Genomic DNA, 23,479 nt, shown 5'->3' with positions numbered 1-23,479 from the left:
GCGGGCGGGGCGCCGTCGCCCGGCAGGCGGCCCGTCCGACGGGCTCGGAGCGGCCCTGCCGGCCGACGGGATCAGACGGCCTGCAGGTCCCGCTGCACGCAGGCGGCGGCGAGCACGCTCGCCCCGATCCCGATCGCGCGCTCGTCGATCATGAGGTCGCCCATATGGAGGTCGTAGGTGCGCCCGCCGGGGGTGCGGGTGCCGAGGCGGGCGAGCGCCCCGGGCACCTTCTCGAGGTACCAGGCGAAGTCCTCGCCGCCGAGGGACTGGGCGGTGGGGTCGAGGTTCTCCCGGCCGAGCACCCCGCGCACCGCGGCGGCGAGCACCTCGACGCTCGCGGGGCTGTTGGAGACCGGCGGCACCCCGCGGTCGTGGGAGACGCGCGCCTCGACGCCCCAGGGGCGCACGAGATCGGCCAGGACCTCCTCGAGCAGCTCCTCGGCCCGGTCCCAGGCCTCGTGGTCCAGGCAGCGCAGGGTGCCCTCGAGCGTGCCGGCGCTGGGGATCGCATTGAAGGCGGAGCCGGCGTGGATCGAGCCCCAGGTGAGGTTCACGCCGGAGCGCGGGTCCATGCGCCGCGTGAGCGCGGCCGGCAGCTGCGTCGCGATCGAGCCGAGCGCGTAGACGAGGTCCTGGGTGAGATGGGGGCGGGAGGTGTGGCCGCCCGCGCCGCGCACCTGGATCCGCACCGGATCGGTGGCGGAGGTGATCGGGCCGGACTTCAGGCCCACGTGGCCGACGTCGACGCCGGGGTCGCAGTGCAGGGCGAGGATCGAGTCGACGCCGTCCAGGACGTCCTGCCCGATCAGCTCGAGCGCGCCGCAGGGGTGCATCTCCTCGGCGGGCTGGAACACCAGGCGCACGCCGCGGCGCAGCGCGCCCTCCTCGGCCACCCGCACCAGCGCGGTCGCCGCGCCGAGCACGGCGCTCATGTGCACGTCGTGGCCGCAGGCGTGGGAGACGCCCTCGACGACGGAGCGGTAGGGGACGGTGCTGAGCTCGGGGATCCCGAGCGCGTCCATGTCCGCCCGCAGCCCCATCAGCTCCAGAGACGGGTCCGCGCCGGGGATGTCGCAGATCAGACCGGTGGCGGCCATGCGCTTCGGCGCGAGCCCGAGCGCGGTGAGCTGCTCGGCGATGAAGTCGGTGGTGGTGTGCTCCTGGTGGGAGAGCTCGGGGTGGCGGTGGAGGTGGCGGCGCACCTCGCGCAGGGCGTCGCCGCGCTCGGCGACGGTGCGGGCGATCAGCCCCTCCGGTCCGAGCATCGCACGCTGCTGCGAGGTCCCGACCAGCGTCTGCTGCGACTGCTCCACGCGTTCGCTCCTGTCCTGTCCTGTCATCGACCGCCCTGCCGGCCGTGCGCCTCCCACGGCGATGCGCGTCCGGCGTTACGGGTCAACGCAGCCGGCCCAGCCCCTGCTCGTCGAGCCGGCCGACGAGCTGCTGGAGGGCCTGCGCCTTCTCGTCGGCGAGCACCAGCAGCGCATCCTCGGTGTCGACGATGCTGACGCCCTCGAGCCCGACCAGGGCGATGTGGCGATCCGTGGAACCGTACACCGTGGCGCGGGAGGAGAGCGCATCGACGCTCGCGCTTCCCACCACATGGACCTCGGTGCCGTCCTCGCCGCGGCGCACCTCGCCCTGGCGCTCGCGGAGCTGGCGGGCGAGCGCCGCGAAGTCGCCGACGTCGTCCCAGTCGAACTCCGCCGGGACCACCGCGACCCTCCCCTGCGCGGCGAGCGGCTCGGCGAGGGCGTGGTCGATCGCGATCGCGATCATCGTGGGCCAGACGCGCTCGAGCACCGCCTCCTCCTCGGCGCCGCCGTGCGCGGCCGCGATCTCGCGTGCGCCGGCGGCGAGGGCGGGGATCTGGACGGCGAGCTCGTCGAGCAGCACCGAGGCGCGCACCACGAAAATGCCGGCGTTCCAGCGCAGTCCCGCGGCGACGAAGGCCTCGGCCCTCTCGCGGTCGGGCTTCTCGACGAAGCGCACGACGGGCTCCGCGCCGACGGCGCGCAGGCGCGCGGAGAGCGCGGGGTCCGCTCCCCCGTCGCCCGCGGACTCGATGTAGCCGAAGCCGGTCGACGGCGAGGTGGGGGCGATGCCGAGGGTGACGAGGAGGCCGAGCTCGGCGGCGTCCCGCGCGGCGGTGACGGCGCGGGCGAAGGCGGCCCCGTCCTCGATGAGGTGGTCGGCGGCGAAGGAGCCGATCACGGCGTCCGGCGACTCGCGCTCCACGTGCGCGGCCGCGAGCGCGATCGCAGGCATGGAGTTGCGGGCCGAGGGCTCTGCGAGGACATGCACGTCCCCGTCGAGCTGCTCGCGCACCGCTGCGGCGTGGGCGCGGCCGGTGACGACGATCGGGGGCCGGTCCGCGAGGGGCGCGAGTCGGTCGACGGTGAGCTGGAGCAGGGAGCGGCCCTGCCCGGTGAGGTCCAGCAGGAACTTCGGGCGGGCGCGGCGTGAGAGCGGCCACAGTCTGGTGCCGGAGCCTCCTGCGGGCACCACGGGAACGAAGGGTGCTTCGGGCATGAACCCAGCGTATCCGGCCTCCGACGGGCCCCTTCGGACCGTCCGCCGACGCGGCCGGGGCGGACCTGCCTGCCCCCTGCCTGGTGCTACGCTGAACCTGCCCCTGTCGGGGGCGATGATGATGTCGCCGTGTCGCGAAACGGCCGCCCGAGGGCGCCGAGCGCTGCAACGGCCGCGGGGACCTCGGTCCCCGAGGTCCCGCGCCGCACGCCGCGGAGCACCGTCGAGCTCCCGGCGACATACCGACGCTTCTGGAGGAACTCCGTGGCTTCCGCCCAATCCGGGACGCTCTATCGCGGACGCGAGGGCATGTGGTCCTGGGTCGCCCACCGCATCTCAGGAATGGCGATCTTCCTGTTCCTGCTCGTGCACGTCCTGGACACCGCGCTCGTGCGCGTCTCGCCCGAGGCGTACAACGAGGTCATCGGCCACTACAAGACGGTCGTCTTCGGCCTCGGCGAGGTCGGCCTGGTCGGCGCCGTGCTCTTCCACGCACTCAACGGCCTGCGCATCATCCTCGTGGACTTCTGGTCCAAGGGGACCGTGCACCAGCGCAAGCTCTTCTGGGGCGTCGTGATCGTGTGGGCCGTCCTGATGGCCGGCTTCCTCCCCCGCCACCTCATGCACATGTTCGGAGCGTGATCCCCATGTCGACCTCCACCACCTCGATCCCGGATCCCTCCACCCGCTACCGCCGCACCGGGCAGCGCGGCCTGAACGCCGAGATGCTCTCGTGGATGTTCATGCGCGGCTCCGGCGCGCTGCTGGTCATCCTCGTCTTCGGCCACCTCTTCGTGAACCTGTGGCTCGGCGACGGCGTCAAGGGCATCGACTTCGCCTTCGTCGGCGGCAAGTGGTCCTCCCCCTTCTGGCAGGTCTGGGACCTGCTGATGCTGTGGCTGGGCCTCATCCACGGCGGCAACGGCGTGCGCACGATCATCAACGACTACGCCCGCGGCGACCGCACCCGCATGGTCCTCAAGGCCCTGCTGTACTTCGCGGTCGTCGTCACGATCGTGCTGGGCACGCTGGTGATCTTCACCTTCGATCCCTGCCCCGTCGGCGCCGAGCCGAGCCTGCTGCCCTCCTTCTGCGAGGGCTGACGCCCCCGGGGCGGCCGGACTCCCGGCCGCCCTTCCCCTTCCTCACGCACTTCACGGTCTTCCCGGAACGGAGCTGTCACCCGACATGCAGACCCATAACTACGACGTGGTGATCGTCGGCGCCGGCGGCGCCGGGATGCGCGCGGCGCTGGAGTCCTCCAAGCGCGCCCGCACCGCGGTCGTCACCAAGCTCTATCCCACGCGCTCCCACACCGGCGCGGCGCAGGGCGGCATGTGCGCGGCTCTCGCCAACGTCGAGGAGGACAACTGGGAGTGGCACACCTACGACACCGTCAAGGGCGGCGACTACCTGGTGGACCAGGACGCCGCCGAGGTCATGGCCAAGGAGGCCATCGACGCGGTGCTCGACCTGGAGAAGATGGGCCTGCCCTTCAACCGCACCCCGGAGGGGCGCATCGACCAGCGCCGCTTCGGCGGGCACACCCGTGAGCACGGCGAGGCGCCCGTGCGCCGCGCCTGCTACGCCGCGGACCGCACCGGCCACATGATCCTCCAGACCCTCTACCAGAACTGCGTGAAGCAGCAGGTGGAGTTCTTCAACGAGTACTACGTGCTCGATGTGCTGATGACCGGCGATCCCCGCGAGGGCGGCGGCGTGCGCGCCTCCGGCGTGGTCACCTATGAGCTCGCCACCGGCGAGATCCACGTCTTCCGCGCGAAGTCGGTCGTGTTCGCCTCCGGCGGCTTCGGCAAGATCTTCAAGACCACCTCGAACGCCCACACCCTCACCGGTGACGGCCCCGCGATGGCGTTCCGCCGCGGCATCCCGCTGGAGGACATGGAGTTCTTCCAGTTCCACCCGACGGGCCTGGCGGGCCTCGGCATCCTGCTGTCGGAGGCGGCGCGCGGCGAGGGCGGCATCCTGCGCAACAGCGAGATGGAGCGCTTCATGGAGCGCTACGCCCCGACGCTGAAGGACCTCGCCCCCCGTGACGTGGTCGCCCGCGCGATGGCCAACGAGGTGCGCGAAGGCCGCGGCGCCGGCCCGAACAAGGATTACGTCTACCTCGACCTCACCCACCTCGAGCCCGCGCACATCGACGCGAAGCTCCCGGACATCACCGAGTTCGCGCGCACCTACCTGGGCGTGGAGCCGTACACCGAGCCGGTGCCGGTCTTCCCGACCGCGCACTACGGCATGGGCGGCATCCCCACGAACATCCGCGGCGAGGTCCTCGCCAACGCGACCGACGTGATCCCCGGCCTGTACGCCGCCGGCGAGACCGCGTGCGTGTCCGTGCACGGCGGCAACCGCCTGGGCACCAACTCGCTGCTGGACATCAACGTCTTCGGGCGCCGCGCCGGCATCGCCGCCGCGGAGCACGCCGCGGAGGTCGACCTGCCCGAGCTGCCCGAGGGCGTGGAGACCCCGACCGTCGAGCTGCTCGAGCGCCTGCGCGACCGGCCCGCGACCGAGGACCGCATCGCGAACATCCGCACCGATCTGCAGGAGCTGATGGACGCCAACGTCCAGGTGTTCCGCACCGAGGAGACCTGCCGCACGGCGCTGGCCGGCATCAAGGACCTCAAGAAGCGCTACGAGACGGTCGCGATCCAGGACAAGGGCCGCCGCTACAACCTGGACCTGATGGAGGCCGTGGAGCTCGGCTTCCTGCTCGACCTGGCCGAGATCGTGGCGCTCGGCGCGCTGAACCGCAAGGAGTCCCGCGGCGGCCACTTCCGCGAGGACTTCGAGAAGCGCGACGACGTCAACTACCTCGAGCACACCATGGCCTACCGCACCCTGCCGGGTGAGGAGGGCGTCGAGGGCACCCCGATCCGTCTGGGCACCAAGCCCGTCGTGATCACCCGCTACGAGCCGAAGGAGCGCACGTTCTGATGACTGCCGTCGCCGAGAAGCCCCAGGCCGAGCCCGATGCCGGTGCGGTCCCCTCGTTCGAGGTGACGCTGCGCATCGCACGCTTCACCCCCGAGGACGACAAGGGCGTCCACTGGGAGGACTTCACCGTCACGATGCACGGCACCGACCGTGTGCTCGACGCCCTGCACGAGATCAAGTGGCACGTGGACGGCTCGCTGACCTTCCGCCGCTCGTGCGCCCACGGCGTCTGCGGCTCGGACGCGATGCGGATCAACGGCCGCAACCGTCTGGCCTGCAAGACGCTCCTGAAGGACCTCGACATCTCGAAGCCGATCACGGTCGAGCCGATCAAGGGCCTGCCGGTGGAGAAGGACCTCATCGTGGACATGGAGCCGTTCTTCGACTCCTACAAGGAGGTCATGCCGTTCCTGGTCGCGGGCGGTCAGGAGCCCAGCCGCGAGCGGCTGCAGTCCGCGGAGCAGCGCGAGCGCTTCGACGACACCACCAAGTGCATCCTCTGCGCCGCGTGCACCTCGTCCTGCCCCGTGTTCTGGACCGACGGGCAGTACTTCGGCCCGGCCGCGATCGTGAACGCCCACCGCTTCATCTTCGACTCGCGCGACGACGCGGGCGAGCAGCGCCTGGAGATCCTGAACTCCAAGGAGGGCGTGTGGCGCTGCCGCACCACCTTCAACTGCACCGAGGCGTGCCCGCGCGGCATCCAGGTGACCAAGGCGATCGCCGAGGTGAAGCAGGCCGTGATCCGCGGCCGCGTCTGATCCCGCGCTCAGCACGACGACAGGGGCTCCTCCGCCGCGGCGGAGGAGCCCCTGTCGTCATCGGGGCGGTCAGCCGCGGGCGGCGAGCACCTCGCGCAGCCTGGCGGCGAAGGCGGCGGGGTCGCCCGGATGGGACGGGTCGCCGACGGCGAAGCCGCCGTGGTCACCTGGGAAGACGAGCGGCTCGGTGCCGAGCGCCTCGGCGAGGGCGCGCGTGGTGCGGGCGGTGATCGCCTCCCCCGTCTGCTCCCCCGTGGCGAGGACCAGACGGTCCCCCGCGGAGCGCAGCGCCTCGAGATCGGGCTGGTAGGAGGTCACGGGCGCGCTCGTCCCGGACAGCAGCGGGTCCTCCCGTGTGCCGTCGTCCTGGTCGGGCAGGCCGAACCGGGCGGGATCGGGCAGGGGCTGGGCGAAGAACTCCTCGGTGAACTCGCCCTGCCACATGCTCATGGCGAGGAAGGCGGCGAGCCCCGCGCCCCAGCCGCGCTCCTGATAGGCACGGCCGACGGCATCGTTCGCGCGCTCGGCGAGCTCCGCATCGGGCAGGACGCCCATGATGGGCGGCTCGTGGGCGACGACCTGGCTGACGTCCTCGGGATGCGCCGCGAGCAGGGCGAGCGCGGCGACGGCGCCGCCGCTGCTGGCGAACATCTGCACCGGTGCGCCGAGATCCGTGATCAGGGCGTGGAGGTCCTCCGCCTGCAGGGACGGGTCGTTCAGGGCGCTGCCGTCGCTGCGGGTGCTCCGGCCGAGTCCGCGCGGGTCGTAGGCGACGACGGTGCGGTCCGGGAGCTCGGCGATCAGGTCGGCGAAGCCGTCGGCGGTCATGGGCTGGCCGATGACCAGCAGCACCTCGCCGCCGTCGGCCGGGGGCAGCGGGCCGTGCACGTCGTGGACGATCTCGGCGTCGGGCAGGGACAGGGTGCGGGTGTCCATGGGCACAGCGTAGGACCGTGCCCGGACGAGCAGAAGGGCGATCGGCGACAGGTTCGGCCCGCGGCCCGCGGTGCCGTCCGCGCCTGCGCGCGGTCTCGAGCGCGGGGCGGCCCGGGTGCCGTCGGCCGGGAGAGGGAGGCCGCGCCGACGGCGCCCGGTGCGGGCTCAGGAGTAGGTGACCACCAGCGGTGCGTGGTCGGACCAGCGGGTGTCGTAGCTGGGGGCGCGATCCACCTGCGCGGCGGTCGCCTTCTCGCCGAGCGCCGGGGTGGTCAGCTGGTAGTCGATGCGCCAGCCGGAGTCGTTGTCGAAGGCCTTGCCGCGCTGGGACCACCAGGTGTAGGGGCCGGGCACGTCGCCGGCGAGGCGGCGCTGGACGTCCACCCAGTCGCCCTCGACCAGCAGGCGGTCGAGATAGGCGCGCTCCTCGGGCAGGAAGCCGGCGGACTTCAGGTTGCCCTTCCAGTTCTTGATGTCGTTGTTGGCATGGGCGATGTTGAGGTCTCCGGTGAGGACCACGTGACGGCCGTCGGCGCGCAGCGCGTCCAGGCGCTCCATCGCCACGTCGAGGAAGGCGTACTTGTCGGTCATGGTCTGCGGCTTCTCGGTGTTGCCGGAGTGCATGTAGCAGGAGATGACGGTGAGGCCGGTGCCGTCGCCGAGCGGGTCCTCGAGGTCGGCCTCGAGCCAGCGGCCGGTGTGGGTGGGCTCGGTCAGGCCCGGCAGGCCGCGGCGGACGCCCTCGAGGTCGATGCTCGCCAGCGAGGTGCGGGCGGCGATCGCGACGCCGTTGCGGCCCTTGAGCTCGGAGGCCTCGCCGACGATGGTCCAGTCCTCCCCCACCAGATCGGCGAGCAGCTCCTCCGGCGCCCGCACCTCCTGCAGGGTGATGACGTCGGCCGCGGTGGTCGCGAGCCAGTCGGCCATCCCCTTGCGGGCCGCGGCCCGCAGGCCGTTGACGTTGACGGTGGCGAGGGTGAAAGTCATGCCGACCAGTATGTCAGCGGGGCCGGACGGCCGCGACGCGGGGACGACTGGGCGGGCGGCTCTGCCCGCCTCGCCGGGGTCTCAGGCCTCGATGCCGGCGGCGTGCTCGGCCGCCTCGACGACGTTGTTGACCAGCAGCGCGCGGGTCATGGGGCCGACACCGCCGGGGTTGGGGCTGATCCACGAGGCGACCTCGGCGACGGCCGGGTCCACGTCGCCCACGAGCTTCGCCTTCCCGCCCTCGGGGTCCTCCTGGCGGGAGACGCCGACGTCGAGCACGATCGCGCCGGGCTTGACGTCCTCGGGCCGGACCAGGTGGGCGACGCCCGCGGCGGCGACGATCACGTCGGCGCGGCGCAGGTGCGCGGGGAGGTCCGTCGTGCCGGTGTGGGTGAGGGTGACGGTCGCATTGATGGCGCGGCGGGTCATCAGCGCGCCGATCGAGCGGCCGACGGTGACGCCGCGGCCGATCACGACCACGTCCTTGCCCTTGAGGTCGAGGTCGTGCCGCATGAGCAGCTCGATCACGGCCCGGGGCGTGCAGGGCAGCGGGGTGCGGATCGGCGAGTAGGCGTTGAGGACCAGGCGTCCGAGGTTCGTGGGGTGGAGGCCGTCGGCGTCCTTGGCGGGGTCGATCCGCTCGAGGATCGCGTCGGTGTCGATGTGCTTCGGCAGCGGCAGCTGGACGATGTAGCCGGTGCAGGCGGGGTCGGCGTTGAGCTCGTCGACGACCGCCTCGACCTCCTCCTGGGTGGCGTCGGCCGGGAGGTGCTTCTGGATCGAGTTCAGGCCGATCTGCTCGCTGTCGCGGTGCTTGCCGCGCACATAGGCGGCGCTGCCCGGATCATCGCCGACCAGCACGGTCGCGAGACCGGGACGCGGGTGACCGGCATCGACCAGACGGGTCACGCGCTCGGCGAGCTCCTGCTTGATCGCCTTCGCGGTGGCCTTGCCGTCGAGGATCTGGGCGGTCATGGCGCTCTCCTTCGATGAGGGGTCTCGGTGAGGTGGTCGGTGGGGTGGGCCCGGGAGGCCCGCCCGAGGGAACCGGTGCCCCGGTCGGGGGCGGTCCCGCCCCGGGCACCGGCGGGCTGATGCGGGACGGGCGGGGTGCGGGCACCGCGGCCTCCGGACCCCGCCCGCGCAGATCAGTACTGCTGCAGCGCGGGGTAGAGCGGCTTGGACTCGGCGAGCTTCGCGGTGCGGGCCCTGAGCGACTCGACGTCGGCCCCGCCGGTCAGCGCCAGCGCGATCACGTCGGCGACCTCGGTGAACTCCGCCGCGCCGAAGCCGCGGGTGGCGAGCGCCGGGGTGCCGATGCGCAGGCCCGAGGTGACCCGCGGCGGGCGCGGGTCGTTGGGGACCGCGTTGCGGTTCACGGTGATGCCGGCCTCGTGCAGGCGGTCCTCCGCCTGCTGGCCGTCCAGCTCGGAGTCGACGAGGTCCACGAGCACCAGGTGCACGTCGGTGCCGCCGGAGATGACCTTGACGCCCGCCGCCTTGGTGTCCTCCTGCTGGAGGCGGTCGGCGAGGATCTGCGCACCCTCGAGGGTGCGGGCCTGGCGGTCCTTGAAGTCCTCCGAGGCGGCGATCTTCAGTGCCACGGCCTTCGCGGCGACGACGTGCATGAGCGGGCCGCCCTGCTGGCCGGGGAACACTGCCGAGTCGATCTTCTTCGCCCACTTCTCCTTGCACAGGATCATGCCGGAGCGAGGGCCGCCGATGGTCTTGTGGATGGTGGTGGAGACGACATCCGCGTAGGGCACGGGGCTGGGGTGCAGGCCCGCCGCGACGAGGCCCGCGAAGTGCGCCATGTCGACCCACAGCGCGGCCCCGACCTCGTCGGCGATCTCGCGGAAGCGGGGGAAGTCGAGCTGGCGGGTGTAGGCGGACCAGCCGGCGACGATGACCTTGGGCTGCTCGGCGATCGCGAGCTCGCGCACCTTGTCCATGTCGATCAGGCCCGTGCCCGGCTCGGTCTCGTACGCGACGATGTCGTAGAGACGGCCGGAGAAGTTGATCTTCATGCCGTGGGTGAGGTGGCCGCCGTGGGCGAGCGAGAGGCCCATGAGCTTGTCGCCCGGGCGGGCGAGGGCGTGCATCACCGCGGCGTTCGCGGTCGCGCCCGAGTGCGGCTGGACGTTCGCGTGCTCGGCGCCGAACAGGGCCTTCGCGCGGTCGATCGCGATCTGCTCCGCGACGTCGACCTCCTCGCAGCCTCCGTAGTAGCGCTTGCCGGGGTAGCCCTCGGCGTACTTGTTGGTCAGGACCGAGCCCTGCACCTGCAGGACCGAGCGGGGGACGAAGTTCTCCGACGCGATCATCTCGAGCGTGCCCTGCTGTCGGGCCAGCTCGCGGTCGAGCACCTGGGCGATCTCGGGATCGATGTCGGCGACAGACTTGTCGAGGACGTTCACGTGGCCTCCTGTGGGGGTCTGAGGGGGCGGCGAGCAGCCGTCGCGCCCATCCTAGGTCGGGAGCTGCGGCGGGGCCGCCTCCATCCAGGGATCGGCGCCCGTCCCGTGCGGAACGGACGCCGAGCGGTCTCCTCCCCGCTCAGAGGTCCAGGCCGAGGCGCACAGGTTCCGGCTCCAGACGGATCCCGTAGCGCTCCTCGACCCGCTGCTGGACGTCGTGGGCGAGGGCGACGAGGTCCTCGCTGGAGGCGCCGCCGCGGTTGGTCAGCGCGAGGGAGTGCTTGGTGGAGACCGAGGCCCGCTCCCCCACCGCATGGCCGCGCTCGATCCCGGAGTGGCTGATGAGCCAGGCGGCGCTGGTCTTCACCCTGCCCTCGCCCGCGTCGTAGCGCGGCGCCTGCTCGGGCAGGGCCGCGGCGTCCTCCGCGGAGAGGATCGGGTTGGTGAAGAAGGAGCCGGCGCTCCAGGTGTCGTGATCGGCGGCGTCCAGGACCATGCCCTTGCTGCCGCGCACGCGCAGCACCGCCTCGCGCACCCGGCTCATCGGCACCCGGTCCCCCACCTCGACGCCGAGCTCCGCGGCGAGCTGCGCGTAGCGGATCGGGGCGGAGAGGGAGCCGAGCGTGTGCTGGAAGGTCACCGAGAGCACCACGTAGCGGCCGGTCGCCGACGGGACGGGTCCGCTGTACCGGGTGCGCTTTAAGACGCTGTCGCGATAGGCGAAGCCGCAGTCGGCGGCGAAGAAGGTGCGCACCGCCCCCTTCTCGCGGTCCCAGGTGCGCACGCGGGAGATCGTCGAGGCGACCTCCTGGCCGTAGGCGCCGACGTTCTGGATCGGAGTCGCGCCGACGGTGCCGGGGATGCCGGAGAGCGCCTCGATGCCGACCATCTCGCGGGCGATCGCATAGCGCACGGCCCGGTCCCAGTTCACGCCCGCGAAGTACTCGGCGATCGCCCCTCCGCAGGTGGGGTCCAGCGGGGTGAGCTCGGCCGGGTCCACGGGGATGCCGTCGGGCTCGCCGGAAGCGCCGACCTCGCAGGTCGCATCCAGCAGGGGCGGGTCCTCGGGGTCGCGCAGCAGCACCACGGTGCCCTCGAAGGGCTCGTCGGAGGCGACGAGGTTCGAGCCGCCGCCGAGGACGAGCAGCGGCTCCCCCGCCTCGTCCGCGGCGGAGACCGCGGCGATCACCTCGTCGGCCGTGCGGGCCTCGACGAGGTTCCGGATCTCCCCACCGATGCGGAGGGTGGTCAGGTCGGCGAGCCTCATGCCGCTCCTGCCGTGTCGGCCCCGGCCTCGGCGTCCTGCGTGCGGCGCGGCAGCGCGAGGGTCGCGCGGGCGCGCCCCAGCACCTTCTCCCCGTCGACGACGGCGGCGAGGTCGACGCGAGCGGTGCCCGCGGACTCGTCGATCGCGCCGATGGTCGCGACGACTTCGAGCGCCACCTCGCCGGTGGCGGGCACGGGCACCATGCCGGTGAATCGGGTGGAGTAGGCGGTGATCAGGGTCGGGTCGCCGACGGCCTCGAGCAGGCCGGTGATGGCCGTGCCCATGGTGAGCATGCCGTGGGCGATGACGCCGGGCAGCCCGGCCTGCTCGGCGACGGCGTCGTTGTAGTGGATCGGGTTGAAGTCGCCGGAGGCACCGGCGTAGCGGACCAGCGCGTCGCGGTCGAGCGTGTGGGCGGTGCGGGAGAGCTCGTCGCCGACGGACAGCGCGGCGAGGTCGAGCGGGCGGGCGTCGGGGGTGGGGCTGGTGGTCATCGGTGCTCCTGGTGTGGCGTCTGCGGCAGGGCCGCGAGGGGCGAGGGCGTCGGGGCGCCGCGGGGGGAGGCGGCGAGCTCAGTCCCCGCGCACGACGAGCATGCTGCGCACGGCGGCGACCTCGGCGCCGTCCTCGTCGGCAAGGTCGACACGGGTGGTGACCATGGCGTGCCCTCCGGCGGCGCGGACCGACTCGACGGTGAGGGTCGGCACGAGGCGGTCGCCGGCGACGACGGGACGGTGCAGGGTGAAGGACTCCTCGCCGTGGACCACGCGGGAGAAGTCGATGCCGGCGGCGGGGTCCTCGACGTACTGCGCCTCGGTGGCCTGGGCGAGGGAGACGAGGAACGTGGGCGGCGCCACGACGTCGGCGTGCCCGGCGGCGCGGGCGGCCTCGGGATCGGTGTGCAGCGGCGAGGGGGCGCCGGTGGCGCGGGCGAACTCGACGATCTTCGCGGCCGAGACGGTGTGCACGGGGCCCGCCGGGTAGGTGCGGCCGGCGAAGGCGGGATCGGGGCTGGTGGTCACTGTGTCTCCCGAGGTCGGGTCGGCGCGGGGCCGACGGATGCGGTCTCCCCGATCATCTCACCGCCCCCGCTCCCCTGCGGTCCGGCCCGCGCGAGGCACGGGGGCCGGACATGACGAAGGCCACCCGGCGCTGCCGGGTGGCCTTCGTGGATGCTGCGGCGGGACCGCTCAGCGGGTCTCGCGGTGCGCCGTCTGCTTGCCGCAGGTCGGGCAGAACTTCGAGAGCTCCAGTCGATCCGGGGTGTTGCGACGGTTCTTCTTGGTGATGTAGTTGCGCGCCTTGCATTCGACACACGCCATGGTGATCTTGGGACGCACGTCAGAGCTCTTGCTCGCCACGGTTCGCCTCTTTCGTCCGGGTGACGCACCCGGCGGTGCGCCTCGTGGGTCCCCGTGCTCGGGGGATGTGGAATCTGCACTCCGGTGGGGACCGGTGTGGTACCGAGGGCGGGGATCGAACCCGCGACCTCACGATTATGAGTCGTGCGCTCTAACCGTCTGAGCTACCCCGGCGTGACCGATGAAACGGCCCGATCTCGAATGAGACCGGGCCGCCGCATCCATCAGAGCCCTGAAAGGGAATCGAACCCTTGACCTTCTCCTTACCATGGAGACGCTCTGCCGACTGAGCTATCAGGGCAACCCGGTGAACCTTACCCGCCTCGTTGCCCGTAGGCAATTCGAGGGGCGGCCCCCGTGCTTCGGATCACAGGGATCCTCCGCGTGGCAGATGAGGGATTCGAACCCCCGTAGGCAATGCCAGCTGATTTACAGTCAGCTCCCTTTGGCCGCTCGGGTAATCTGCCGCGACCCTCTCCCGCCACCCGCCGGACTCTCGTCCTGCGGCCGCCGGAAGCGGACTCGAAACAGCATAGCGGGGTCCCGGCCGCGGCGCGAACCCAGAAGGGGTCCTCGGAGCATGAGAGGCGTCACAGCGGTCCCGCCGCTGGTCGCAGCCCCTCTGCGGCGGTCCCTCGGAGACCGGGGAGCACTCCCGGACCCGGCATGGGACGATCACTGGACAGACCCGCCCGTTCGACGTGGTGGCGGCCCGCGCGGGCCGCCCGGAGGAGGACCCGATGGCCGATTCATCGTTCGACATCGTCAGCAAGCTCGACCGCCAGGAGGTCGACAACGCCGTGAACCAGGCCGTGAAGGAGGTCGGCCAGCGCTACGACTTCCGGAACACCGGCGCCTCGATCACCCTCGGCGGCGACGAGATCGTGATGACCGCCAACGCCGAGGAGCGCGTGCTCGCGGTGCTGGACGTGCTGCAGTCCAAGCTGATCCGCCGCGGCATCTCGCTCAAGGCGCTCGACGTGGGCGAGCCCAAGCAGTCCGGCAAGGAGGTGCGCCTGGCGGCCTCGCTCAAGGAGGGCATCTCCACCGAGGACGCGAAGAAGATCGCCAAGATCATCCGGGACGAGGGCCCAAAGGGCGTCAAGGCACAGATCCAGGGCGACGAGCTGCGCGTCTTCTCCAAGAGCCGTGACGACCTCCAGTCCGTCATCACCCTGCTCAAGGGCAAGGACCTCGAGGTCGCGCTGCAGTTCATCAACTACCGCTGACCTCCGGGCGCCCAGCCGTCGCTGAGCCCCGCCTCGTCGCACCCCCGCTCCCGCACCGCCGGGACGGGGGTGCCGCGCGTCCAGGCACTGGCGGTTCCTCCCTCACCCGCGCCGCGCTGGAGATATTCGGATCTCCGCGCGCGGATGCTGCGCGGCGCGGATCCGTCGAGGGAAGGGAGCGATGACCAGCGGCACGATCCTGGTGATCGGGGCGACCGCAGGGGTCGGCCGCCACGTGGTGAGGTGCGCGGTCGAGGCAGGACTGCACCCGCGGACCCTCGTGCGCAGCACGGAGCGGGCCGCCCGGCTGCTCCCCGCGGAGACGGAGCTCGTCGCCGGCGAGGCGAGGATGCCCGTGGACATGGCGCGCGCCCTCGAGGGAGTGGACGGAGTGATCCTCGGCCTCGGCTCGCACGGCGCGCCGGGCGAGGCGGAGGCCGTGGACCACGGGATCGTCCGCGTGCTCGTCGAGTGCCTCCTCGCCTCCGGGCACCCGGTGCGGGTGGGACCGAGTAGCAGGGCCCGGAGCGGCGCTGGGCCCCGGGCATGACGAAGGCCCCGCCCCCACCACGACGGGGGGACGGGGCCTGCGCGACGAAGAACCGGTCAGCTCACTGCTGGTTCGAGGTGGTGTCCTGCTCCTCGGCGTGGTTCGTCAGCTCATCGCCCTTGGCCGTGAACGCCTCGACCAGGCTGTTCACCGGACCGTTCACGAACGAGTTCCACGCCTCGACATACGCGTCGTAGTCCGGACCGACCCACTCCACCGACGTCACCAGGCGCGTCACCTCGTCGACCTTCTCGACGACCTGCTCGCCCGCCTTGAGGACCTCCTGAGCGACCTCGCGCCCCTCCTCCGGATTCATACCCTTGAAAGCCATCACAAACCCCTTTCGCCCCGATCCCGGAGCAGATCACTGCTGAAGAAAGAAAAACCTAGAAGCCGAGAGAACCCAGCAGATCAGGAAGAAGCCTCACGCTGCTGCTGAGCGTTCTTCTTCGCACGCTCAGCGAACTCGCCCAGCTGCGTCACGACATCCTGGACCAGACCACCCAGAGTCCCCTCGAACTCCGACACGTACTTGTCACGGTCCTCACCGGTCCAGTCGAAATCCGTCACACGACCCTGCACCGTCGTGTAGATGGTGTTGACATCCTCGCCGGACGTCTCCGCCGTGGTGCCCATCTGCTCCACAGCCTCAGGGTTCATACCCTTCTTCATGGTGTCCTCCACATCGTCGAAAGAATCAGATCCCCACCCACCGAACCGGACCTCCGCGACCCCCAAGGCCACGTCCTCGATCCCTGTCCCCCAGGTGATGCCACCACCCTAGAACCACCCACCACACCCTGGCGATGGGGACAACTCCCCATCCCCCTCCCCATCCGCCCGGCAGCCCGTCCTCGCAGGTCAGCGACGAACAACGGTCGCATCGGACTGTGGACAGCGCCGGCGGCTCCCCTTGCGTGGCGCAGGGAGCCCGGGCGCGGCTGTCGCGTGCCCGGGCATGACGAAGGCCCCGCCCCCACCACGACGGGGGGACGGGGCCTGCGCGACGAAGAACCGGTCAGCTCACTGCTGGTTCGAGGTGGTGTCCTGCTCCTCGGCGTGGTTCGTCAGCTCATCGCCCTTGGCCGTGAACGCCTCGACCAGGCTGTTCACCGGACCGTTCACGAACGAGTTCCACGCCTCGACATACGCGTCGTAGTCCGGACCGACCCACTCCACCGACGTCACCAGGCGCGTCACCTCGTCGACCTTCTCGACGACCTGCTCGCCCGCCTTGAGGACCTCCTGAGCGACCTCGCGCCCCTCCTCCGGATTCATACCCTTGAAAGCCATCACAAACCCCTTTCGCCCCGATCCCGGAGCAGATCACTGCTGAAGAAAGAAAAACCTAGAAGCCGAGAGAACCCAGCAGATCAGGAAGAAGCCTCACGCTGCTGCTGAGCGTTCTTCTTCGCACGCTCAGCGAACTCGCCCAGCTGCGTCACGACATCCTGGACCAGACCACCCAGAGTCCCCTCGAACTCCGACACGTACTTGTCACGGTCCTCACCGGTCCAGTCGAAATCCGTCACACGACCCTGCACCGTCGTGTAGATGGTGTTGACATCCTCGCCGGACGTCTCCGCCGTGGTGCCCATCTGCTCCACAGCCTCAGGGTTCATACCCTTCTTCATGGTGTCCTCCACATCGTCGAAAGAATCAGATCCCCACCCACCGAACCGGACCTCCGCGACCCCCAAGGCCACGTCCTCGATCCCTGTCCCCCAGGTGATGCCACCACCCTAGAACCACCCACCACACCCTGGCGATGGGGACAACTCCCCAGGCAGAGGTCCCCGTGCACCGCTCCCCACGCGACGCCTCGTGGCACCTCGCCGGACCGTCGCCTCGCCGTCGCCTCGCGAGGACCTCGACAGGGTCGGCCGGACGACCTCGCCCCGCACGGCCGGAGGGCGCCGGCCACGGTGGCCGGCGCCCTCCGGGGACGATGCGGTGTCGGTGTCAGTCCAGGGTCAGCTGCAGGGAGTCCTGGATGGCGCGGACGGTCTCGATCTCCTCGTCGGCGCTCTCCGCCCCGCAGCTGCCCACGATCTCGAGCACATCGGCGGCCACGCCCCCGCGGTCGATCACGGCGTAGCGCGCGGCCTGCACCACGGTCGGGCGGCCGGGCTGGGTGTAGCCGTACTCGCTCGCGATCCAGGTCGTGCCCTCGATCTCGATCTCCCCGGTGCCGAGCTCCTCGAGCTCGGGCAGGGAGGACTTGCGCTGCTCGAGGCCGGCGCGCGCCGCCTCGAGGGTGAACTCCGGTCCGAAGCGCTGCACGGTCACGACCACGTTCGCGCGGAAGCGCCCGTCGACGCGGGGCTGGGCGACGGCGAGCTGCACTCCCGGGACCGTGAGCGGCTCCCAGTCCTCCGGCACCTCGACCCGGACCCGAGGGGGCGCAGGGAAGTCGGCGCTCGGATACTCGATGCTCTTCACGGTGCTGTGCTCCATTCGTCCCCCTGGCACGGTCGGCGACAAAGATACCAGGCAGGCGAGAGGCCCGAGCGGTGCTCCGCCCGGGCCTCTCCCCACCCCTGTCGCCATCCGTGACGGCGCGGTCCTGCACCGCCTCAGCTGGAGGTGGCCTCCTGCTCGGCGGCGTTGCGGTCGGCGGTGTCGCCGAGCTCGTTGACCGCGTTCATGATCTGCTGCAGCGCGGGGACCATCTCCCCGGACCACTGGCCGCGGAAGCGATCCGCGTCGGGGCCGGTCCAGTCCACGTCCTCCAGGCCCCGGGTGAGCTCCTGCTCGATCCGCGTGATCTCCTCGGCCGCATCGCGCAGCTGGCCGGACATCCGCTTGACCTCGTCGACGTTCATACCCTTCGTGGCGTTCACGATGCGGGTTCCCCTTCCTGTTCACCGGCTCGTGCGCCCCCTGCGGTGCACCGGGCCTCCTGCGTGCTCGACAGCCCTCACTGTAGGGCGATCCGCCGGAGGCGACCATGGGGAGGAGTCCCCATGGGGACGGAGCACCCCTCCGGACGCGTCGCGAGGGCCTCCGGGACGGGCTCGACGCCCCTCCCCGTCGGCCCCCGAGAGCGGCCCTCAGCCCGACGTGATCTGCGCGACCTGCAGCTTCATCGCCCGACCGCTGTAGACGAGGAAGCCGCGGCCGGCCGGGAAGTCGGCCCGACGGATCCTCCCCAGTCCGGTGCCGAGCAGCGAGTCGCCGTCCATGTCGCTGGGCTGGAGCAGCAGCCCGCGCCGTCCGGCCTTGAACGGCTGGGCGAGGACGTAGGCCTGGGACCACGAGGCGGACTCGTTCTCGCCCACCACGAACTGGCCCTCACGGGTGCTGGCGCGGATGAGCTTGTCGAGGTCGTTCTCCACGCCGGTGCCGGTGAAGTCGGCGACCCCGTCGATGAACAGGGCCAGGCGCCCCTCCCCACCGAGCCGGACTCGATCGTCTGGCGGAGCTGGCCGGCGAGCTCGCGCACGGTGTCCGGATCGGAGGCCTCCACGTCCCAGACGGGCAGCCCGGTCAGCGGGGTGCGGCGCGAGGAGAAGCGGACCAGGCGCATGGGGTTCTCCATCGCCTTGAGGCCGGTGGCGATGGTGAGCATCGCGGTGGTGCGACCCGATCCCATGGGGCCGGTGACCATAAAGGCGCCGCGCGGCTCGTAGGTGATCTCGGCGAGGGTCTCGTCGGCCAGGCCGAGGACGGGCCGGCCGCCGACGACGGGGCGGAGCGTCGAGAGCTCGACCCGCTCGGGCAGGCGCTCGATGGTGGGCGCCTCGGGCACTCCGGCGCGCCGCATCGCCTGGGCGAGCTTGGCGACCTCGCGGGACTGGATCGCGACGTTCGAGTCGCCGCCGTGCACCGCGATCTGCATCTCGTGGCCGTCGAGGATGGAGCGTCCCGGGGGCGAGGTGCCGTCCAGGACGTCCTTGGGCTCGCCGAAGGCCGAGTAGTCGTCGGCACTGGCCATGCGGTGGATGAGGCGGCGCTGGATCGAGGAGCCGAGCGAGGTGGGGATCGCGTTGGGACGGTCGCCGGTGACGATGACGTGCACGCCCACCTGGCGGCCGTCGGTCGCGATCTGCACGAAGGTGGTGAACCACTTCGAGAGGTTCGAGTAGTCGTAGGCCTCGCGGAAGGCGGCCATGCCGTCGACCAGCAGCAGCACGCGGGGCGTGTCGGACTTCCCGGTCAGCTCCCGGTACTCGGCCACGGACCCGGCGCGATGCTTCGCGAACTCGCGGGCGCGGTCGTCGATCAGCTCCCGCAGGGTGCGCAGCAGGCGGATCACGCGCTCCTCGTCGTCGCCCGCGATGATCGAGCCGACGTGCGGGAGGTCCTCGAGCATGGTCAGTCCCGAGGCGCCGAAGTCGAGCCCGTACACGTGGACGGGGCCGCCGCGCACCGTCGAGGCGGCGGAGATCGCGATGGTGCGCAGCGTGGTCGACTTGCCGGAGCCACCGGTGCCGTAGATCGCCATGTTGCCGTCGCGATCGGGATAGTAGGAGACGGTCGGCTGGGACTGCTCCTCGGGCACGTCCATGACCCCCAGCAGCAGCTCCTCGTCGGTGCGGCGCGTGGGCAGGCGCGAGAGGTCGTAGGCGTCGGCCAGCTCGGACAGCCACGGCTTGCGGGGCGCGGGCACGCCGGCGCGCTCGGCGGCGGCCTTCACCGTCGCGACGACGCGGGAGATGTCGTTGGGGCCGGGGTCCTTGACCTCCTTGGTCGGCGGGGAGGGGATGTCCCACTGCTCGCCGGTGCCGAAGTCCTTCTCGACGATGTCGATGCGTGCTCTCTCGGGCTCGTGGGTGGTCCACCCTCCCGCGTAGCCGGTCTGGAAGGTCGCGATGCGGCCGGGGCCGGTCTTCGCAGCGGCGCGGCCGGGGATGCCGGGGTCGAAGTGGGCGGCCATCTTGTCGCCGAGGATGTCCTTGGAGTCGGCCTCGTCGGCCATGCGCAGCGCGATGCGGAGGTTCGTGTTGGCGCGCAGGTTGTCCTTGATGACGCCGGCGGGCCGCTGCGTCGCGAGGATCAGGTGCAGGCCCAGGGAGCGGCCTCGTGCGGCGACGTCCACGACGCCGTCGACGAACTCGGGGATCTCCTTCGCCAGCGCCGCGAACTCGTCGACGATGATGATCAGGCTGGGCGGGGTCTCGGGGTCACCGGTCCGCTCGAGGGAGACGAGGTCCTTGGCCTTCTTCCGGTTCAGCAGGTGCTCGCGATGGTGCAGCTCCGCCCGCAGCGAGGTGAGCGCGCGTCGCACCAGGTGCTGGGAGAGGTCGGTGACCAGGCCCACGGTGTGCGGCAGGTCGACGGCGTCGGCGAAGGCGGCGCCGCCCTTGTAGTCCACGAACAGGAAGGTGACCCGGTCGGGGCTGTGCGCGGTGGCCATGCCCATCACCCAGGCCTGCAGGAACTCGGACTTGCCGGCGCCGGTGGTGCCGCCGACGAGGGCGTGGGGACCGTTGGTGCGCAGGTCGAGGTGGAAGGCGTCCTGGCCGTTGTGGCCGATGAGTCCGCGGAGGTTCGCGTCGTGCTTGCGGCGCTGGGGCTCGGAGCCGTCGCGCGGGGTGAGGGAGTTGTTCTCCTTCCACCGCTCGATGATGTGGTCGGGGTCCTCGGCCATCGCCATGCCGCCGAGCTTGAGATAGGAGATCGCGCGGGGGAGGTCGGAGTCGTCGTCGACGGGCACGCCCGCGTCGACGACGGGCGCGAGGTGGCGGGCCACGCCGGCCGCGACGTCGACGGAGACGGTCTCGACGGTGACGGGGTAGAACCGCTCCCCCACCCGCACGTGCCCGGCGCTCGCGCCCTCGATCGACTCGTCCACGGACACGTAGGTGCGGCAGGCCGCGGGCAGCGCGGCGATGTTCGCGGCGCACCAGATCACGTGCACGCCGACGTCGGGGCCGCGCTCGGCGATGCGCACCAGGCGCGCCCGGTCCACGGGGGCGTCGTCCTCGATGATCACCACCAGGCTAGGGGTGATCGGCTCCGGCGGGACCTGCGGCTCCTCGGTGACGTCGACGGTCATCGGGGTGCGCAGGGCGGGCGGCGCATCGCCGGCGCGCTGCTCGATCAGCTCCTCGATCCGCGAGAGGAGGGAGGTGCCGCGACCGGGGGTGTCGGCGAGGTGGTCGCCGGGCAGCGGGGAGTGCGGGCTGGAGGTGTGCGGCAGCCACTTCAGCCACTGCCACATGTCGCGGCTGGAGCGGGAGGTGATCGCGGCCAGCGCGATCTCCGCCGGGGAGTGGAGGGCGAAGAGCTGGGTGACGATGCCGCGGGCGACCCCGTCGGCCTCCTCGCCGCCGCCGGCGACGCCGAGGTTGCCCGCGTACCTCAGCTCCGCGACCACCGGCACGCCGGCGATCATCTTGTACTCCTCGTGCATGTCGTCGAGCATGTCGTAGTACTTCGGGATGGCATCGTTCTCGCCGGGCATGTCGATGCCCACCCGGGACTCCGCGATGCCCAGTCCCAGGCGCACGGTGCCGAAGGCGTTGTGCTCGGGGCGATGCGTCCACAGCAGGCGCCCGAGGCGGAAGGCGGCGTCGACGGTGTCCGCGGCCGAGGGCGCCTCGACCAGGCGCACCGCCCGCTCGAGGTCCTGGGCTGCGGTGACGCGGCGCTTGAGGGAGGCGAGTCCCTCCTCGAAGTTCGCGATCTGCCGCTCGAGCATCTTCTTCTGCTGGAACTTGCGGTTGAGATACCCGGCCGTCGCCATCATCGGCATCATGAACACGAACATGAGCGAGAAGGGGCTGCGGGTCAGCGAGAACATGAAGCCGCCCATGAGGAGCGGGGCGAACATCATGAAGATCGGGAAGAACTGGGGGTTGGGCTCCTTCGGCGGCGTCGGCGCCTTCAGCGGCCGGTAGGGGAAGCGCGGCACCACGCGCGGGGACCGGTTGAACTCGACCACCGGGGAGCTGGGGGCGGTGCCGCCGAGGCGGTGCAGGAGGATCACCGAGAAGGTGGTCCCGCCGATCAGCACCGTGTCCGAGGGGCCGATCACGGCGCGCTGGACCTGCTCGCCGCCGATCACCACGCCGTTGGAGGAGTGCAGGTCGACGATCTCGATGGTGTCGCCCACGTTGATGCGGGCGTGGCGCTTGGAGAGCATCGGGTCGGCGATGCGGATGTCGAGATCGCCCTCGCGCCCGATCACGCTGGACCCCGAGGGCAGCGGGTACTCGCGTCCCGACTCGGGGCCGGAGAGGACGCGCATCAGCGCGACCGCGGCGCCGCGGGACTCGGAGCGGGTGGCGTACTCGCTCGAGGAGCGGGCGATGGAGACGATGCTGCCGGAGCGCAGACCGGCCTGGATCAGGTCGATCGAGCGGTCCTGGGAGCGCACGCCGTTCGCGCCGGGTCCGGCACCGGGGTCCTGGACCTGGAGGGTCAGCCCGTCGGGCGGCTCGACCTCGCTGCGCAGCGGGTCGGCGAGGTACAGGGCGTTCGCGACGTCGGCGACGGTCGCGGTCGCGTCCGCGGTCACCTCCAGATCGGTCAGCCGGTCCTCGGGCCTGCGCAGCGTGAGCTTGATGCGCATCTGGTCTCCTCCCCCTTGCGGGCCCCTCGCCCGCCGTCCTGATCCCCGTCTCGGGGATCGGCTCCGTCCGTCCAGCTCGATCCCCGGCGGGGCGGCCTACTCGTCGTCCTCGTCCTGGGACTGGTCCAGCAGCGGCAGGTCCTCGCTCGTCACCAGCCGTGAGAAGACGGCGTGCTCGACGAGGCGGGCTCGTCGGTTGGAGGCGAGCTTGCCGGGCCCGCCGCGCAGCCCTCGGACCCCGAGCCGGTCGAGCTTGTCGCAGACGTTGTCGAGCTTGCGGTTGAACTTCGTCAGCTGCCAGCCCAAGCGCTCGGAGGCCTGCGCCGAGGTGGGCACCGAGCTCATGCCGGAGCCCTCGCGGGTGAGCATCGGCTCGGCGAGCGCGAGGATCAGCAGCTTCTGGCTCGGGGTCAGCTGGACGGAGCCGACGGTGGTCTCCCCTGCCGGGTCGTCGGGGCCGGCGATCCGCGCGAACTCCGGGGACTCCGCGTGCACGGACAGGTCGTAGGTGGTGGGGCCGGCGGTGAAGACCACCTTGGTCACGTCGAAGACGAGCGGGATGCGCGCGCCGGGCGCGAGCCACGCCTGCATCGAGCCGGTGCCGTCGGTGATCGTCGCCGAGAGCCGCGCCCCGATGTTCACCAGCCACCACATCGACTCGAACTGCACGATCGTCAGGAAGCGTCGGTGGAGGAAGGGGTTGTCCTCGTCGATCGTGAGGTCCGCCTCGCGACCGATCGTGAGCTCTTCCCCGTCCTCGACGCGGTACCACTCGCCGCAGAACTCGACCGAGATCGTCGATGCCATGGTCACTGCTCTCCTGTGTGTCGGTTCCGGTGGGCGCGCGCCGCGGCGGAGCGCGTCTCGCCGTGCGAAGCGCTCTCCCCGTCGGCGGACGTCGGGGTCGTGGTCGTCGAGACCGTCAGGGCCGTGATCGTCGTGGCCGTGATCGTCGA

General features: G+C 71.5%; 23 protein-coding genes, 3 tRNA genes and 1 pseudogene. 6 read left to right on the top strand and 21 right to left on the bottom strand.

Annotated features, from left to right (window positions below; translation table 11 throughout):
* Positions 1-71 precede the first annotated feature (71 nt).
* Positions 72-1,313 carry a M20 family metallopeptidase gene (locus tag RBL05_RS15755; RefSeq protein WP_308738685.1) on the bottom strand — a complete coding sequence of 414 codons (1,242 nt, stop codon included), beginning with the start codon at positions 1,311-1,313 and terminating at the stop codon, positions 72-74.
* Between the two features lie 82 nt (positions 1,314-1,395).
* Positions 1,396-2,532 (bottom strand): mannose-1-phosphate guanylyltransferase, encoded by a 1,137-nt coding sequence (locus RBL05_RS15750; protein ID WP_308738686.1) that lies wholly within the window; start codon positions 2,530-2,532, stop codon positions 1,396-1,398.
* 264 nt (positions 2,533-2,796) lie between these two features.
* On the opposite strand from RBL05_RS15750, the gene sdhC reads away from it, so the two are divergent.
* From sdhC to RBL05_RS15730, 4 genes are all read left to right on the top strand, one after another.
* Entirely contained in the window at positions 2,797-3,174 is a 378-nt protein-coding gene (gene sdhC, locus RBL05_RS15745; RefSeq protein ID WP_010549860.1) for a succinate dehydrogenase, cytochrome b556 subunit, read from the top strand.
* Positions 3,175-3,179: 5 nt separating this feature from the next.
* Positions 3,180-3,635 carry a succinate dehydrogenase hydrophobic membrane anchor subunit gene (locus RBL05_RS15740; protein WP_010549861.1) on the top strand — a complete coding sequence of 152 codons (456 nt, stop codon included), beginning with the start codon at positions 3,180-3,182 and terminating at the stop codon, positions 3,633-3,635.
* An 85-nt stretch (positions 3,636-3,720) separates the two neighbouring features.
* The gene (gene sdhA, locus RBL05_RS15735; RefSeq protein WP_308738687.1) at positions 3,721-5,496 is read left to right on the top strand and encodes a succinate dehydrogenase flavoprotein subunit; all 1,776 of its coding nucleotides are present in this window, start codon (positions 3,721-3,723) and stop codon (positions 5,494-5,496) included.
* Positions 5,496-6,257 (top strand): succinate dehydrogenase iron-sulfur subunit, encoded by a 762-nt coding sequence (locus tag RBL05_RS15730; RefSeq protein WP_263312058.1) that lies wholly within the window; start codon positions 5,496-5,498, stop codon positions 6,255-6,257. The genes sdhA and RBL05_RS15730 overlap by 1 nt, the downstream gene beginning before the upstream one ends.
* 69 nt (positions 6,258-6,326) lie before the next feature.
* Here the strand turns inward: RBL05_RS15730 and RBL05_RS15725 are convergent, their stop codons facing one another.
* The 11 genes from RBL05_RS15725 to RBL05_RS15675 all read right to left on the bottom strand — a co-directional run bounded on the left by RBL05_RS15725 (position 6,327) and on the right by RBL05_RS15675 (position 13,692).
* Positions 6,327-7,193: an alpha/beta fold hydrolase gene (locus RBL05_RS15725; RefSeq protein WP_308738688.1), complete on the bottom strand. Its 867-nt coding sequence runs from the start codon at positions 7,191-7,193 to the stop codon at positions 6,327-6,329.
* Positions 7,194-7,358: 165 nt separating this feature from the next.
* Positions 7,359-8,180 carry an exodeoxyribonuclease III gene (locus RBL05_RS15720; protein ID WP_308738689.1) on the bottom strand — a complete coding sequence of 274 codons (822 nt, stop codon included), beginning with the start codon at positions 8,178-8,180 and terminating at the stop codon, positions 7,359-7,361.
* Positions 8,181-8,261: 81 nt separating this feature from the next.
* A complete protein-coding gene (locus RBL05_RS15715; RefSeq protein ID WP_308738690.1) occupies positions 8,262-9,155 on the bottom strand; it encodes a bifunctional methylenetetrahydrofolate dehydrogenase/methenyltetrahydrofolate cyclohydrolase in 894 nt (297 codons plus the stop codon).
* Positions 9,156-9,328: 173 nt separating this feature from the next.
* Positions 9,329-10,597: a serine hydroxymethyltransferase gene (glyA, locus tag RBL05_RS15710; RefSeq protein ID WP_308738691.1), complete on the bottom strand. Its 1,269-nt coding sequence runs from the start codon at positions 10,595-10,597 to the stop codon at positions 9,329-9,331.
* A 139-nt stretch (positions 10,598-10,736) separates the two neighbouring features.
* Entirely contained in the window at positions 10,737-11,864 is a 1,128-nt protein-coding gene (locus RBL05_RS15705; protein WP_308738692.1) for a UDP-N-acetylmuramate dehydrogenase, read from the bottom strand.
* Positions 11,861-12,358: a MaoC/PaaZ C-terminal domain-containing protein gene (locus RBL05_RS15700; protein ID WP_308738693.1), complete on the bottom strand. Its 498-nt coding sequence runs from the start codon at positions 12,356-12,358 to the stop codon at positions 11,861-11,863. The genes RBL05_RS15705 and RBL05_RS15700 overlap by 4 nt, the downstream gene beginning before the upstream one ends.
* 78 nt (positions 12,359-12,436) lie before the next feature.
* Positions 12,437-12,886, bottom strand: a complete 450-nt coding sequence (locus RBL05_RS15695) for a MaoC family dehydratase (protein WP_263312065.1) — start codon at positions 12,884-12,886, stop codon at positions 12,437-12,439.
* A 168-nt stretch (positions 12,887-13,054) separates the two neighbouring features.
* Positions 13,055-13,186, bottom strand: coding sequence for a 50S ribosomal protein L33 (gene rpmG / locus RBL05_RS15690; RefSeq protein WP_245349246.1), 132 nt, complete (start codon positions 13,184-13,186; stop codon positions 13,055-13,057).
* A gap of 136 nt (positions 13,187-13,322) precedes the next feature.
* Positions 13,323-13,399: transfer RNA gene (locus RBL05_RS15685), tRNA-Met, on the bottom strand.
* A 54-nt stretch (positions 13,400-13,453) separates the two neighbouring features.
* A tRNA-Thr gene (locus RBL05_RS15680) sits at positions 13,454-13,526 on the bottom strand.
* An 84-nt stretch (positions 13,527-13,610) separates the two neighbouring features.
* Positions 13,611-13,692, bottom strand: a tRNA-Tyr gene (locus RBL05_RS15675).
* A gap of 273 nt (positions 13,693-13,965) precedes the next feature.
* On the opposite strand from RBL05_RS15675, the gene RBL05_RS15670 reads away from it, so the two are divergent.
* Positions 13,966-14,454 (top strand): YajQ family cyclic di-GMP-binding protein, encoded by a 489-nt coding sequence (locus RBL05_RS15670; RefSeq protein WP_308738695.1) that lies wholly within the window; start codon positions 13,966-13,968, stop codon positions 14,452-14,454.
* Positions 14,455-14,635: 181 nt separating this feature from the next.
* The gene (locus tag RBL05_RS15665; RefSeq protein ID WP_308738696.1) at positions 14,636-15,004 is read left to right on the top strand and encodes an NAD(P)H-binding protein; all 369 of its coding nucleotides are present in this window, start codon (positions 14,636-14,638) and stop codon (positions 15,002-15,004) included.
* A gap of 61 nt (positions 15,005-15,065) precedes the next feature.
* Here RBL05_RS15665 and RBL05_RS15660 read toward each other — a convergent pair whose 3' ends face one another.
* The 8 genes and pseudogenes from RBL05_RS15660 to RBL05_RS15625 form a co-directional block, all read right to left on the bottom strand.
* Complete coding sequence (locus tag RBL05_RS15660) at positions 15,066-15,335, bottom strand: hypothetical protein (RefSeq protein WP_126988287.1); 270 nt, start codon at positions 15,333-15,335, stop codon at positions 15,066-15,068.
* A gap of 80 nt (positions 15,336-15,415) precedes the next feature.
* On the bottom strand, positions 15,416-15,676 hold the full coding sequence (locus RBL05_RS15655) for a hypothetical protein (RefSeq protein ID WP_157998631.1): 261 nt from the start codon (positions 15,674-15,676) through the stop codon (positions 15,416-15,418).
* A 351-nt stretch (positions 15,677-16,027) separates the two neighbouring features.
* On the bottom strand, positions 16,028-16,297 hold the full coding sequence (locus RBL05_RS15650) for a hypothetical protein (protein WP_126988287.1): 270 nt from the start codon (positions 16,295-16,297) through the stop codon (positions 16,028-16,030).
* An 80-nt stretch (positions 16,298-16,377) separates the two neighbouring features.
* A complete protein-coding gene (locus RBL05_RS15645) occupies positions 16,378-16,638 on the bottom strand; it encodes a hypothetical protein (protein ID WP_157998631.1) in 261 nt (86 codons plus the stop codon).
* A 328-nt stretch (positions 16,639-16,966) separates the two neighbouring features.
* Positions 16,967-17,446: a hypothetical protein gene (locus RBL05_RS15640; protein WP_308738698.1), complete on the bottom strand. Its 480-nt coding sequence runs from the start codon at positions 17,444-17,446 to the stop codon at positions 16,967-16,969.
* 134 nt (positions 17,447-17,580) lie between these two features.
* A complete protein-coding gene (locus RBL05_RS15635; RefSeq protein ID WP_141748065.1) occupies positions 17,581-17,847 on the bottom strand; it encodes a WXG100 family type VII secretion target in 267 nt (88 codons plus the stop codon).
* Between the two features lie 210 nt (positions 17,848-18,057).
* A pseudogene (locus RBL05_RS15630) lies at positions 18,058-22,523 on the bottom strand (FtsK/SpoIIIE domain-containing protein).
* Positions 22,524-22,619: 96 nt separating this feature from the next.
* Entirely contained in the window at positions 22,620-23,330 is a 711-nt protein-coding gene (locus RBL05_RS15625) for a hypothetical protein (RefSeq protein WP_308738700.1), read from the bottom strand.
* Positions 23,331-23,479: the final 149 nt, after the last annotated feature.

Source organism: Brachybacterium sp. GU-2, from assembly GCF_030866705.2.
Classification (GTDB): Bacteria; Actinomycetota; Actinomycetes; order Actinomycetales; family Dermabacteraceae; genus Brachybacterium; species Brachybacterium conglomeratum.
The sequence above is the reverse complement of the archived record's forward strand: the minus strand, read 5'-3'. Positions and strand labels throughout refer to the sequence as shown.